Raw genomic sequence first — 13,451 nt, forward strand, 5'->3', positions numbered from 1 at the left:
GATCTGCGACGTCGCGCCCCACGGCGGTGCACCGGGTTCCCGGCGCCCGCCGCCTGCCACTGGATCCGGGAGGCGACTCGCGGCGCGGTGAACCGCTGCCGCCCGGCGCCTCCCCGTGAGTCTTGGAGTTCACCGAAACCGTGAACCACTTCCGCAGTACCCGTGTGCCCCGCTCAGCCGACGTCGACCGCAAATCCCTGTGGGTGGTGAGGGAGCTCGGCCTGCCCGCCATCGTCAAGCCCTGCGTGTCGTGCAGGTCCGCGCGACACCACCCGACCGGCAAGTTCCGGGTGAACGCCGGCGGCAAGCTCCTCGACGTCTGGCTGCTGGTCGGCTGCGAGCTGTGCGGCCGCACGTCGAAGATCCCGGTCCACGAGCGCGTCCACGTGCGGGCACTGGACCACCGACGGCTGCTGATGTTCGAGGACAACGACCCGGCCGCGGTGCGCGAGGTGGCCATGGACGCGGCGTTGGCGGGCAGGTCCGGTTACCGGCTCGACTGGGGCGGCACCTGGGAGCTGGAGACCGACCTGCCGTTCTACGACCTGGAGCACGACGACCCGGTGTCGTTCGAGGTCTTCGTCAGGTTCGAGCTGCCCGCGCCCGTCCGGGTCGGGAAGCTGCTCACGACCGGGTTCGGCCTGAGCCGGTCCGCGGTGCGGGCCGAGGTCGACGCCGGACGGCTCCTCCTGCCCGTGGACCTCGACGCGAAGGTGCGCGCGGACTTCGGCTTCTCCGTCCGCTGAAGTCGTCGTCACGCGGGTGGCAGTGGTGGCGGTCTCCTGGGCCAACAGGAGGCCGCCGGACCCCGGTCGTCGGCTGCACGGCGAGCGATCGGGGTCGAAATGCGGTTGCCCGACGACCATACCGGGGCCCAGGGGCGTGGGATCAAGCCGTTGGACGCCGTGGGATCGCTGTCAACTGGGCAAACACCGGATTCGTCGGTGGTCGGGGGTGCGGACGGGACCGGGCGCGGTGGCGGGCCGGGGTGCCGGGCGTGGACGCCGCTGGATGCGGTGGGACGGGCGGTGGACGCCGTCCCGCCGTGAGACGGAGGGCCGTCACCAGCGAACCCGTCGTGGTCGATGGAAACGACGAGGTGGTGGTGGTAAGCGTTGTGCGTCCGGCGAGGTGGCCGGACGTCGTGCGGTCCAGGGCCAACTGGCCGTGCGGGAGCGGTTCCTCGGATTGGGCAAGAAGATTCGGCTGCACGGCGTCGTCGACTGTGGTGACCAGAACACCGAAGCACGCGACGACGTCCTCACCCCGGAGGGCGAGTCATGGGTTTGTCGTGGTTATCCGACAGTCGGGCGCACACGTGTCGGTGGACCGGGCAGGGCAGGTGCGCGTCATGACGGCACCGGAACCGTCCGGCCGCGAGCACGACATCTCGGCGATCGCGTTCCTCGGCGCCGTCCGCGTCGAGCTCAGACGGGCCGGCCTGTCGGTCCAGGATCTCGCGCAGGACCTCGGCCGCTCCACCGAGGCCGTGCGCGACGGCGTGCAGCAGCGGGTCCGGGAATGGTCCTTCTACCAGCGGGTCCTGACCGCCTGCGCGGCCGACCGGGCGACGGTCGAGCACCTGCGCGACGCGTGGCGCCGGCTGGACGCCGCGAAGCGGACCACACCGTCGAGGCCCGCGAACGTCGTGCCGATCTCGCGGTACGTCGCCGAGGCGCGCAAGCCCGAGCCGCGGGCCGTGCCGGTGCCGGACGGCGAGCTGGAGGCGAGCACCCCGGGGGAGTTCATCTCGCTGCTGCGCAAGGTCCAGGTCCGGTCCGGCCTCACCCCGGCCGAGATCGCCGCCCGCGGGGGCATCCCGCGCAGCACGGCCTACCGGTTCGTCAACGACCAGAAGAACACCGCGCTGCCCACGAAGATGGAGCAGGTCCGGGCGTTCCTCGTGGCGTGCGGGCTGCCCGAGCCGCAGGTCGAGAAGGTCATGGTCGTGTGGTGCGAGCTGCAGGGCGGAGCCGCGTCGGTCAGCGTGCCCGCGCCGGCGAGCCCGCCCGTCGAGCAGGCCGACCCCGAGTCACCGGATCCCGCGGTGGAGGGCCGCCAGGAACCGGAGAGCGCGCTGCACCTGCGTGACGTCGTCCTACCCCTGTTGAGGGGCCTCGCCCGGCCGGTGCTGGCCATGGCCGCCGTCCTGTTCACGACCGCGATCACCGCGGCCGTGGTGATCTTCGCCAGCGGCTGGTCCGGCGCGCAGCAGGCAACCGTCGTGCTGATGATGGCCCTGCTCTTCACGATGATCGCCGTGTCGTGGTGCGTGGGCGCCAACCAGCGCGACGACACCGACCGTTGGCACCGCGGCCCGTCGCCCGACGGCGGGCTGATGGTCGAGGAGGTCGTCGGCGCACCGGCCGTGATCGGACTGGACGACGAGAGCGAACCGCACCCGGCGGGCTCCGCGCGCCGGTAGGGCGGCGGGTGGTGCCGGCTCGACGCACTCCGAGGCCGGATCACCCGTGAGCTCGGCATCGCGTCGAGGGTCGCGCGGCCGTGGCGCTGGTCAGCGGGACATCACACTGAACGTGTGCCGGTCGAACCGGCACGGTCTGGGCGAAGGCCGAACCACCGGTGTCGAGCCGGTCCCGTCCGGGGGTGGGGACCGGGCCGACCCGATCGCCGTCGCCAGACCCGTCCGGGTGCAGGGGGAGGGGGCCACCCGGACGACGGTGCGGGGCCGGTCGAGCCGTGTCGCTTCAGGACACGGCTCCCGGCCCCGTCACGGACAGTGCTGAACGATAGCCATCCGTGCGCGAATCGGTCAGCGGAGCAAGGAGACCGCAGAGTCCGACGGCTGCCGCCGTGCGCGACCGGTTCGCCGATCACGCCGACCCGCTGGAGATGCACCTGGTGCACCGCAGCGCGGCCGGCGCCCTGCTGGTGATCGGCGTGCCGCTGCGCGTCGGCATACCGTCCACCGTGGACAAGGTGCTGGCGCACCTCGCCGGTCACGCCGACCTGAACACCCTGCTCCCGACGAACCGCGCCACCGCCCGCGCGTCCGGTGCAGCCCCTGAACGGCCGCACGGTCCTGTCGAACTGCCACACATCTAGACCGCCGCCAGTGGCACGCGCGGGAGCCGCCGGCGAGCGCGAGGTCGAACGGCGTCGGGGCGGTGCGGCCGCGATGCGCTTCCGCTTTTCACCGGTAGGGGTTCGTGTCATCCCGCCGACCTGGCGCAGCCCTACCGCACGTGTCAAGGGGGCACCTTCCGGCATGACCGGCGCGTCGGGCTGGAACCGCCCCCTTGACGCGTGTGGTAGCCCGGAGGGAGGTCGGTGGGATGACACGCACCCCGGGACCACCAACCCAACGGGCGTCCCAACGGAACAAGACGGAGACGGAACCGGGGGATGTCATCCTGCTGATCTGCCCGTCCGGCGAGGACGCTCTTAATCTTTTCCAGCTCTACAGCTCTACAGCTCTACAGCTGCACAGCTCTACAGCTGCCACTGCACAACCCGCACAATCACCTTGTACTCACAGTGATCATGCGGTAACGATGGGTACATGGAAGCCTACGTACTGGACCCCACCGGCCGCGACATCCAGGCCGAGGCGGCGATGTTGCGCACCCTCGGACCGGCGACCAAGGTCGCGTTACCCGGCGGGGTGGAGGCGTGGTCGGTCGGTGACCTCGACCTGCTGCGCGGCCTGCTCGCCGACCCGCGGGTGTCCAAGGACGCCCGCCGGCACTGGCCCGCGCTGGCGGGCATCAGGCCGGACTGGCCGCTGTACCTCTGGGTCGCGGCGCACAACATGTTCACCGCCTACGGCACCGAGCACCGCCGGCTCCGGACGTTGATCTCGAAGGCGTTCACGGCCCGCCGGACCGAGACGCTGCGGCCGCAGGTGCAACGGATCGCGGCCGACCTGGTCGACCGGCTCGCCGCCGGACCGGACCTGGTCGACGTGCGCGCCGGGTTCGCCTACCCCCTGCCGATCGAGGTCATCTGCCGGTTGATGGGCGTCCCCGACGACGCGCGCCCCGAGCTGCACCGGATCGTGGACAGCCTGTTCGCCACCACGACGACGCCCGAGGAGGCGATCGCGAACCAAGTCCGGCTCTACGAGATCCTGAACGACCTGGTCGCCGCCAAGCGGGCCGCGCCGGGCGACGACCTGACCAGCGGCCTGATCGCCGCCCGCGAGGAGGACGGCGGCAGGCTCACCGAGGCCGAGCTGGCCGACACCCTGATCCTGGTGATCTCCGCCGGGCACGAGACCACGGTCAACCTCCTCGACCAGGCCATCACCGCCCTGCTCACCCACCCCGACCAGCTCCGCCTGGTCCTGTCCGGCGAACGCACGTGGACCGACGTGATCGAGGAGTCGCTGCGGTGGCAGGCGCCGGTGGCGAACCTGCCGCTGCGCTACGCCGTCGAGGACATCGAACTGGACGGCGTGACGATCCGCCAGGGCGAGGCGATCCTGGCGGGCTACGCCTCAGCGGGCCGCGACCCGGCGCACCACGGCGACACGGCCGACGAGTTCGACATCACCCGCGCCGACAAGACGCACCTGTCGTTCGGCCACGGCGTGCACTTCTGCCTGGGCGCGCCACTGGCCCGCATCGAGGCCGAGGTGGCGTTGCCCGCGCTGTTCGGCCGCTTCCCCGACCTCGCGCTTGCCGTGCCCGCGGACGAGCTGGAGCCGGTCGCGTCGTTCATCTCCAACGGCCACCGCACCCTGCCCGTCAGGCTGGGGTGACCCGGCCCGCCACTACGTCGGCGACAGCGACACCGTCACCCGGGCGTGACCGGTGCCGACCGCGGACCGGGCCTTGATGAAGTTCTTGTCGATGCGCGATTCCAGCAGGTCCACCACGTTCTTCTTGCGGGTGTGCCCGAGGAGCAGCGCGCGGAGCCCGCTGTCCGCGACCGACGCGACGACCTGGACCTCCGGCGTGAACCCCCGTTCGACCAGCGTGTCCACCTGTGCCACCACGGCACTCAGCAGCGCCAGCCGTCACGCACCTCCCTGCCGTACCGACTGGAGTAGGAGGTGGTGGACTCGAACTCGTCCGTGGCCATCAAGGGCAGCCCGTCGTCCTCCTCGTCCTCTTCCTCGTCGTCGGAGACGCGCTGCACCGGGACGTGTGCCGTCGCAACGGCGCCGTGCGCTGCGGGTGCCAGGTCGTGCACGTGGCCGGACACCGCTGCCGCCGCGGTGGACTCGGCCTGCCGCTCGAACTCGTCCGCCGGGTCGGACACGCGCGGGCCGTCACCCCTGTTCCGCGACCCGTCCGGGCACTCGGTGAACCCGCATGTCGTTCCCCTCCGCCCCTCCGCCCCTCCGCCCCTCCGTCGAGCCGCCCCTCCGTCGAGCCGGCACGCCACACCAGCTTCACCGGACGCGGCCGACCGGGGAACGACCCTCAGGACAACGGCGGGGCACGACCCTCGCCCCATCGGGCAAGGAGACGCGCTCAGGCCGCGGCAGCGAGCCCGCCGTAGGCGGCCAGCACGAGGCCGAGACCGCGGCTGTCGCCCAGCGCGCCCTGGTCCAGCATCTGGTTCATCACGTACGACACCGTCATCCGGGTGTCCAGGTCGGCCACCACGACCGAACCGCCCCACCCGCCCCAGGAGCACGTCCTGCCTTCCACCCGGTAACCCAACCCGTACCGGATCGGCACGTCCAGGTAGTGGTCCACGCCCCGGAACTGCTCCTGCAGCACCCGTCGGCACCCGGCCTCCGACAGCAGCCGCACGCCGCCGACCTCACCACCGCACGCCAGCACCGACTGCACCAGCGCCACCGACCGCGCGTTGCCGTGCCCGCCCGCGGACGGGATCACCGCCCGTCGCCACGCCGCCGTGTTCGCGTCCTGCGCCACGATGGTCGGGTTGGGCCGCTCACCGGGCAACCCCGGCGCCGCGCTGTCCGACGTGCCCGGCGGCGGGATCACCGGCGCCACCCGGTGGTCGTGCTCGACGGCCAGGCCGATGTGGAAGTCGGCGCCCAGCGGCCCGGCCACCTCCTCGGCGAAGAACGCGCCGACACCGCGCCCGGTGACCCGGCGGATCACCTCGCCGATCAGGAAACCCTGCGTCAACGGGTGGTAGCAGCCGACCGCCCCCGGCTCCCACCGGGCGGGCTGCGCGGCGAGCCGTGCCGTCGCGTCGTCCCAGTCGAACAGCTCCGGCACGGTGATCGGCTCGGTCCACGTCGGCAGACCGGCGGTGTAGCCGAGCACGTGCCGCACCAGCACGCCGTCCTTGCCCGCGGCGGCGAACTCGGGCCAGTACCGGGCGACCGGCGCGTCGAGGTCCAGCACGCCGCGGTCGGCGAGGATCAACGCGCACAGCGCCACCATCGTCTTGGTGGTGGACCAGACGTTGACGATCGTGTCGCGCTCCCACGGCCTGGTGCGGGCCGCGTCGACGTACCCGCCCCACAGGTCGACCACCGGCTCGCCGTCCACGTGCACCGCGACCGACGCGCCGACGTCGTCCCCGTCCAGTGACGCCGCGAAGGCGTCCCGCACCGCGTGGAACCGGTCGTCGCACGTGCCGCTGATCTCCGCCACCGAAGGAACGTAACGCCACCGGCCCGCGCCGGGCGACCGGATTCTTGCCCGATGAAGAACCAACCGAGACGACCCGGCTGCGCTGTTCGGCCCAACCTCCCTCCGGCAACGGGCAGCCCGCGACAGGCGCACTTATGGTCGGCTCATGAGCCACTTCGGCGATTCCTTCTCCCGCCGCCGTTTCCTCGGTGCCTCCGCGGTCGCCTGGTTACCGGTCGGCGTGCTGTCACCGGGCGAGGCCGCCGGTGACCCGCCGCCCGCCTTCCCGCCGGCGATCGACCTGTACCGGCAGGCCTACCAGAACTGGGCGGGGGAGATCCGCACCGACGACCTGTGGACGTGCGCCCCGCGGACCCCGGCCGACGTGGTGCTCCTCGCGAACTGGGCCCACGGCCAGGGTTTCACCTTGCGGCCCAAGGGTTTCCGGCACGGGTGGGCGCCGCTCACCGTCACCCCGGGCACCACCGGCGCGGACCGCGTCGTGCTGGTCGACACCACCCGGCACCTCACGGCCATGACCGCGCTGCCGAACGCGGTCCGGGCGCAGACGGGCGCGTCGATGGACCAACTGCTGGCGTTCCTGGAGGACGCGGGCCTCGGCGTGACCAACACCCCCGCGCCGGGAGACCTGACCGTCGGCGGCGTGCTCGCGATCAACGGCCACGGCACGTCCGTGCCGGCCGTCGGCGAGACCCGGCCGCCCGGCCACACCTACGGTTCGCTCAGCAACCTGATCATCTCGCTGACCGCCGTGGTGTGGGAGGGCGGCGAGTACCGGTTGCGCACGTTCCGGCGCGACGAGCCCGAGTGCGCCGCGCTGCTGACGCACGTGGGCCGCGCGTTCCTGACCGAGGTCACGCTGCGCGTCGGCGCCAACCGGAACCTGCGCTGCGTGAGCCGGGTGGACATCCCGGCGAGCGAGTTGTTCGCGCCGCCGGGCAGCGGCGCGACCCGCACGTTCGCGAGCTTCCTCGACCAGGCCGGTCGGATCGAGGCGATCTGGTTCGCCTTCACCGACCGCCCGTGGCTCAAGACGTGGAGCGTCGCGCCGACCAAGCCGCCGACCTCGCGGCAGGTCTTCACGCCGTACAACTACCCGTTCTCCGACAACGTGCCCAAACCGGTCTCCGACCTCGCCGACCTGCTCATCACCGGCGCGTGGGCGCTCACCCCGACGTTCGGGCAGTTGCAGTACACGACCGCCGCCACCGGGCTGACCGCCACGCTCAGCGCGGACCTGTGGGGCGCGTCGAAGAACCTGATGCTGTACGTCAAGCCGACGACCCTGCGCGAAACCGCGAACGGGTACGCGGTGCTGACCAGTCGCGCCGAAGTCCAGCGCGTGGTCAGCGACTTCGCCGCGTACTACCAAGACCTGCTGGCGGCCTACCAGCGGCGCGGGCTGTTCCCGGTCACCGGCCAGGTGGAGATCCGCGTCGGCGGCCTGGACGACCCGGCGCACGTCGATGTGCCCGGCGCGCGGACACCGCTGCTGTCGGCCGTGCGGCCACGCGAGGACCACCCCGAGTGGGACGTCGCCGTGTGGTTCGACGTGCTGACCTTCCCGACCGCGCCGGGCGCGGCGGCGTTCTACCGCGAGCTGGAGCAGTTCTTCTTCACCCGGTACACCGGCGGGTACGCGGCGACCCGGGCCGAGTGGTCCAAGGGCTGGGCCTACACCGACCAGGCGGCGTGGGCCGACCGGACCATGCTCACCTCCACCGTCCCCGACACCTACCGCCAGGGGCCGAACCCGAGCTGGGACGCCGCGCTCACCGCGTTGAACGCCTTCGACCCGCACCGGGTGTTCAGCAACCCGTTCCTGGACGTGCTGCTGCCTTGACGCGCTCGACGGGACGGCTCAGGTGGTGGTGTCTTCGGTGGTAGCGGCGGCGGCGGTGGTCGTTGTCGTGGTCGTTGTCGTGGTCGTTGTCGCGGGTTCGGTCGTGATCGTGCCTGCCTTGATGGCCACCAGGTACTTGTACGCCAGCCCCAGCTGGGCCGTGGTCATGGTCGACGCCAGCTCTTTGACCGCCCGGCCCGCACTCAACCCGTGGTCCGGCGGTGGCGGCGCGACCTTGGCAGCGACGTCCGTGTCGGTCCGGAGGTTCTTGTTGCGCTTGTTGTTGCACCCCTGGTGGGTGGCCCGCAGGTTGTCCAGGTCGTTGTAGATCTTGCGGATGTCGTTCGGGGTCTTGGGCGTCTCGTAGTCGGCGAAGTCGTCCGCGACCAAGTCCGCCCAGGCCTTGATGTGGTCTGCGGAGAAGTGGGCTTTCCGGGTGTACTCCAGGCAGATCGCGCACTGGTAGACCGTCGCCTGCTTCTTCTCCGAGTACCGCTGCGGCGTCGTCTTCAGGATCTCCTTCAGGCTGGCGCGGTGGACCTGCTCCTTTCGGATGGCCTGGGCCGACCTCTTCCGGGCTTCCCGGTCCGGCAGCCGGACGAGCGACGAGTTCTTGGGCGTCGGCCACACCGGGATCGTGCGCGGCGACTTCCCCCCGGGCGCGATCAGGGGCGGCAGCGTCGTGGCGGGGGTGGTGGTCGTGACCGAGGTGGGACTCGGGGTCGTGGTTGTGGTCGTCGTTGTCGTTGTCGTGGCGGTCGGTGTCGGGGCAGGAGGCGCCGGTGTGGTTCTCGCCCGTTTCGTCGGTGGACCGGGCGTCGGGCTCGGCGTCGGTGCCGGTCGTCCGGGTGGTGGCTGCCGTCCGGGTGCCTGCTGACCCGACGGGACCGGTGGGGCTGACGGGACCGGCGGGAACGGTGGGTACGGGGTGTCACGGTCACCGGAGGCGTTCCACTGCCGCTTCATCCGCTGGACGAGGTGGGTGACCGCGTGGTTGCCCGCGGCCTGTTGCAGGCCGACCAGCCCGCCCGGCCCGACCCCGGCCGCGGGTGGTCGGGCCGGGTTCTTCTCGTGTCGGCCGTCGCCGAACTCCTCGTGTTCTCGCATCACCCCATCGTGGCCCGGGAGCGCGAGCGCGGACCGGAAGTCGACCCGAGTGGGTGACGGCGTCGTCAGGCGCGGTCGAGGAAGTGGTCCAGCGTCAGGGGCAGGTCGCGGACGCGGACGCCCGTCGCGTGGTGTGCCGCGTTCACGATGGCGGCGGCGGTGCCGACGATGCCGATCTCCCCGATGCCCTTGGTACCCATGGGGTTGGTGTGCGGGTCGTGCTCCTCGACCCAGTGCGCCTCCACGCGCGGCACGTCGCTGTTGGTGGCGATGTGGTACTCGGCGAAGTCGTGGTTGACCACGTGCCCGAACCGCTCGTCCACCACGCTGTGCTCGTGCAGCGCCATGGACAGGCCCATGGTCATGCCGCCGACGAGCTGCGACCGGGCCAGCCGCGGGTTCACCACCCGGCCGACCGCGAACACGCCGAGCAGCCTCGGCACCCGCACCTCCCCGGTGTCGACGTGCACCCGCACCTCGGCGAACTGCGCGCCGAACGCGTGCATCGCGTACTCGTCGCTCGCCTCGGGCATCTGCGCGCCCGCCTCGTCGCCCTCGGCGGGGTCGTCGCCGAACTCCTCGCGGAACGCCTCGGCCGCGGCCACCACGGTCGAGCCCCACGACGTGATGCCGGACGAACCGCCCGCCACCGACGCCTTGGGCAGCGACGTGTCGCCGATCAGCAGCTCCACGTCGGCGAAGTCCACGCCCAGCGCGTCGGCCGCGACCTGCGCCAGTGACGTCCACGTGCCGGTGCCGAGGTCGGCGGCGCCGATCCGCACCCGGTAGCGACCGGGGCCCGTGCAGCGGATCGTGGCCGACGAACCCGGGGTCCGGGTCACCGGGTACGTCGACGCCGCCACGCCCGTGCCGACGAGCCACCCGTCCTCCTCACGGGCTCGCGGCGCGGGATCGCGGTGCTCCCAGCCGAACCGGCGGGCGCCCTCGCGCAGGCACGCGACCAGGTTGCGGCTGGAGAACGGCTTGCCCGACTCCGGCTCGACGTCCGGCTCGTTGCGGACGCGGAACTCGACCGGGTCGACGCCGCAGGCGTTCGCCAACTCGTCCACCGCCACCTCGGGCCCGAACATGCCTGGGCACTCGCCGGGTGCGCGCATCCACGCCGGGATCGGGACGTCCAACGCGGCCAGCCGGTGGGTCGTGCGGCGGTTCGGCGCGGCGTACATCATCCGGCTGGGCACCGCGGTCTGCTCGGCGAACTCCTTGATCCGGGACGTCTGACCGATCGCGTCGACCGCGATCGCGGCCAGCCGCCCGTCCGCGTCGCAGCCCAGCCGGACCCGCTGGATGGTGGGCGTCCGGTAGCCGACGAGGGAGAACATCTGCTGCCGGGTGAGCGCGAGCTTGACCGGTGTGCCGGGCACCGCTCGGGCGGCCAGCGCGGCGATGACCACGTGGACGTGCGCCGTGCCCTTGGACCCGAAGCCGCCGCCGACGTGCGGCGAGATCACGTGCACGTGCCGCGGGTCGAGCCCGAACACCTTCGCCGTCGCCTCACGGGTGGTGTGCACGCCTTGCGTTGAGTCGAACAGGGCCAGGTCGCCGTCCAGCCACAGGGCCGTGGTGGTGTGCGGCTCCATCGGGTTGTTGTTGTACCAGGCGGTGGTGTAGGTCTGGTCGAGCGTGAACGGCGAGTGCGCGAGGCCCGTGGCGACGTCACCCCGCTCGGTGTCGGTCGCGGCGCCGGTGTTGACCTGCTCCGGTGCGTACAGGTCGTCGCGGTCGGCGCTCAGGTGCACGTCGTGCGGCTCGTGGTCGATCTCGACGTGCACCAGCGCCGCGGCCTGCCGGGCGATCTCCCGCGTGCGCGCGACCACGGCCGCGACGACCTGGCCGCGGAACGCGATGTCGTGCGACTGGAAGGCAGCCAGCTCCGCGTCCTCTGTGGACGCCAGGCGCGGCGCGTTGTCGGGTGTCAGCACGGCCAGCACGCCGTCCACGAGCCGCGCGGCGCTCACGTCCACCCCGGTCAGCACGCCACGGGCGACATCGGCCTGCACCAGGTGCACGTACGCCGGGTCCACCGCGTGCTGGTCGCCCGCGTACCGCGCGGTGCCGGTCACCTTGGCCGGGCCGTCCACCCGGCGCGGCGACGTGCCGAGCACGCGCGGTCGCAGCAGGCCGGTCATCGTTCCTCCCGGCTCAGCTCGCGCAGCGCGGACACCACCGTGTTGCGGGTCAGCGGCACCTTGAAACCGTTGCCCTCCAACGGCGCCGCGCCCGCGAGCTCCGCGTCGATCGCTCGCCGGAACGCCTCCTCGTCGGCCGGTTCCCGGCGCAGCACGTCCTCCGCCCGCCGAGCACGCCACGGCTTGTGCGCCACACCACCGAGCGCGATCCGCACGTCCTCGACCACGCCGTCCTCGACCCGCAGCACGGCCGCGACGGACACCAGCGCGAACGCGAACGACGCCCGGTCGCGCACCTTCCGGTACAGCGAGCGCGTGCCCGGCGGCAGCGGCGGCAGGTCCACCGCCGTGATCAGGTCCGACGGCGCCAGCACGGTGTCGCGGTGCGGCTCGTCGCCGGGCAGCCGGTGCAGCTCGACCAGCGGGACCACCCGCCGCCCGGCCGTGCCCAGCACGGCGACCTGCGCGTCCAGCGCCGCCATCGCCACCGCCATGTCCGACGGGTGCGTGGCCACGCAGTGCGCGGACGCGCCCAGGATCGCGTGGTGCCGCGTGTAGCCGCCGATCGCCGAACACCCCGTGCCCGGCTCACGCTTGTTGCACGGCGTCGACAGGTCCTGGAAGTACACGCACCGCGTCCGCTGCAGCAGGTTCCCGCCGGTCGTGGCCAGGTTCCGGATCTGCCCGGACGCGCCGGACAGCAGCGCACGCGCCAGCACCGGGTAGTCCCGCCGGACCACCGGGTGCGCGGCCAGGTCGGCGTTGCGCACCGTCGCCCCGATCCGCAGCCCGCCGTCCGGCAACTCGTCCACCTCGTCCAGCGGCAGCCCGGTGATGTCCACCAGCACCTCGGGCGAGGTGAGGCCGAGCTTCAGGTGGTCGACCAGGTTCGTGCCGCCGGCCAGGAACGCCACTCCGGCCCACCCGGTCGCGGCGGCGACGGCGCTCTCGGGATCGGGCGCGCGGCGGTAGTCGAACGGCATCACCGCGCACCGTCCCGCACCGCGTCCACGATGTTGACGTACGCGCCGCACCGGCACAGGTTCCCGCTCATCCGCTCGCGGATCTCGTCGTCGGTCAGCTCCACCGGGCCGGTCAGGTCCGCCGTGACCGCGCTCGGGTGACCGGCCGCCACCTCGTCCAGCACGCCGACGGCCGAGCACACCTGGCCGGGCGTGCAGAACCCGCACTGCAACGCGTCCCGCTCCAGGAACGCCTCCTGCACCGGGTGCAACCGGTCACGGTGGGCGAGCCCTTCCGCCGTGACGACCTCCGCCCCGTCGTGCGCCACCGCCAGGGTGAGGCAGGTGATGACCCGGCGTCCGTCGAGCAGCACCGTGCACGCGCCGCACTGACCGTGGTCGCACCCCTTCTTGGGCGCGGTCGCCCCGACCCCGTCGCGCAACGCGTCCAGCAACGTCGTCCTGGTGTCCACGCGCAACCGCCTGCGCCGCCCGTCCACGCGCAGCTCGATGTCACCGTCCACGGCCCCGGCTCCTCCGACTCGGCACGCCCTGGGGCTTCCCGCCCGGGGCGGCCCCAACCCAAGTCCCGGCCAACGGGTGACACCGGCGCTATTCGGCTGAATCCGCCTCGTTTCCGACCCGAATTCCCGCATTATTGCGGCCGCCTGATTCTATTCCGGGTGGACTCGACCGACGACCCTCCTGAACGGACCCGTGATCCGCTACCGTGTGCACACCGGACGACTTCGGAGGCGTTGTCCCATGGTGCGGCCGAATGGTGTGCCCGGATGGTGGGCGGTATTCCCCATCAGACGCGGTTTCCCTTCGACCACCACTCGGG

At 72.3% G+C, this 13,451-nt stretch carries 12 protein-coding genes; 5 read left to right on the plus strand and 7 right to left on the minus strand.

Annotated features, from left to right (window positions below):
- Nucleotides 1-206: 206 nt before the first annotated feature.
- The 4 genes from A6A25_RS24975 (at nucleotide 207) to A6A25_RS24990 (ending at nucleotide 4,723) form a co-directional block, all read left to right on the plus strand.
- Nucleotides 207-746 carry a DUF1062 domain-containing protein gene (locus A6A25_RS24975; RefSeq protein WP_241828898.1) on the plus strand — a complete coding sequence of 180 codons (540 nt, stop codon included), beginning with the start codon at nucleotides 207-209 and terminating at the stop codon, nucleotides 744-746.
- Nucleotides 747-1,351: 605 nt separating this feature from the next.
- Complete coding sequence (locus tag A6A25_RS24980) at nucleotides 1,352-2,425, plus strand: hypothetical protein (RefSeq protein WP_143193377.1); 1,074 nt, start codon at nucleotides 1,352-1,354, stop codon at nucleotides 2,423-2,425.
- Nucleotides 2,426-2,814: 389 nt separating this feature from the next.
- Nucleotides 2,815-3,066, plus strand: a complete 252-nt coding sequence (locus A6A25_RS24985; RefSeq protein ID WP_073893819.1) for a hypothetical protein — start codon at nucleotides 2,815-2,817, stop codon at nucleotides 3,064-3,066.
- A 457-nt stretch (nucleotides 3,067-3,523) separates the two neighbouring features.
- Nucleotides 3,524-4,723: a cytochrome P450 family protein gene (locus A6A25_RS24990; RefSeq protein WP_073893822.1), complete on the plus strand. Its 1,200-nt coding sequence runs from the start codon at nucleotides 3,524-3,526 to the stop codon at nucleotides 4,721-4,723.
- 12 nt (nucleotides 4,724-4,735) lie between these two features.
- Here A6A25_RS24990 and A6A25_RS24995 read toward each other — a convergent pair whose 3' ends face one another.
- The 3 genes from A6A25_RS24995 to A6A25_RS25005 all read right to left on the minus strand — a co-directional run bounded on the left by A6A25_RS24995 (nucleotide 4,736) and on the right by A6A25_RS25005 (nucleotide 6,545).
- A complete protein-coding gene (locus A6A25_RS24995) occupies nucleotides 4,736-4,948 on the minus strand; it encodes a hypothetical protein (RefSeq protein WP_143193378.1) in 213 nt (70 codons plus the stop codon).
- Nucleotides 4,949-4,965: 17 nt separating this feature from the next.
- Nucleotides 4,966-5,226 (minus strand): hypothetical protein, encoded by a 261-nt coding sequence (locus A6A25_RS25000; protein ID WP_073893827.1) that lies wholly within the window; start codon nucleotides 5,224-5,226, stop codon nucleotides 4,966-4,968.
- A 215-nt stretch (nucleotides 5,227-5,441) separates the two neighbouring features.
- Nucleotides 5,442-6,545, minus strand: coding sequence for a serine hydrolase domain-containing protein (locus A6A25_RS25005; RefSeq protein ID WP_073893830.1), 1,104 nt, complete (start codon nucleotides 6,543-6,545; stop codon nucleotides 5,442-5,444).
- 145 nt (nucleotides 6,546-6,690) lie between these two features.
- Between A6A25_RS25005 and A6A25_RS25010 the strand changes: the two genes are divergently transcribed.
- Nucleotides 6,691-8,388: a cholesterol oxidase substrate-binding domain-containing protein gene (locus A6A25_RS25010; RefSeq protein ID WP_073893831.1), complete on the plus strand. Its 1,698-nt coding sequence runs from the start codon at nucleotides 6,691-6,693 to the stop codon at nucleotides 8,386-8,388.
- Nucleotides 8,389-8,406: 18 nt separating this feature from the next.
- Here A6A25_RS25010 and A6A25_RS43310 read toward each other — a convergent pair whose 3' ends face one another.
- The 4 genes from A6A25_RS43310 to A6A25_RS25030 all read right to left on the minus strand — a co-directional run bounded on the left by A6A25_RS43310 (nucleotide 8,407) and on the right by A6A25_RS25030 (nucleotide 13,131).
- The gene (locus A6A25_RS43310) at nucleotides 8,407-9,495 is read right to left on the minus strand and encodes a hypothetical protein (protein ID WP_143193379.1); all 1,089 of its coding nucleotides are present in this window, start codon (nucleotides 9,493-9,495) and stop codon (nucleotides 8,407-8,409) included.
- 65 nt (nucleotides 9,496-9,560) lie between these two features.
- The gene (locus A6A25_RS25020) at nucleotides 9,561-11,645 is read right to left on the minus strand and encodes a xanthine dehydrogenase family protein molybdopterin-binding subunit (protein WP_073893835.1); all 2,085 of its coding nucleotides are present in this window, start codon (nucleotides 11,643-11,645) and stop codon (nucleotides 9,561-9,563) included.
- Nucleotides 11,642-12,631, minus strand: a complete 990-nt coding sequence (locus A6A25_RS25025) for an FAD binding domain-containing protein (RefSeq protein ID WP_073893837.1) — start codon at nucleotides 12,629-12,631, stop codon at nucleotides 11,642-11,644. Before A6A25_RS25025 ends, A6A25_RS25020 begins: the two co-directional genes overlap by 4 nt.
- On the minus strand, nucleotides 12,628-13,131 hold the full coding sequence (locus A6A25_RS25030) for a 2Fe-2S iron-sulfur cluster-binding protein (protein WP_073893839.1): 504 nt from the start codon (nucleotides 13,129-13,131) through the stop codon (nucleotides 12,628-12,630). Before A6A25_RS25030 ends, A6A25_RS25025 begins: the two co-directional genes overlap by 4 nt.
- Between the last annotated feature and the right edge of the window lie 320 nt (nucleotides 13,132-13,451).

The organism is Saccharothrix sp. CB00851, from assembly GCF_001905065.1.
Classification (GTDB): domain Bacteria; phylum Actinomycetota; class Actinomycetes; order Mycobacteriales; family Pseudonocardiaceae; genus Actinosynnema.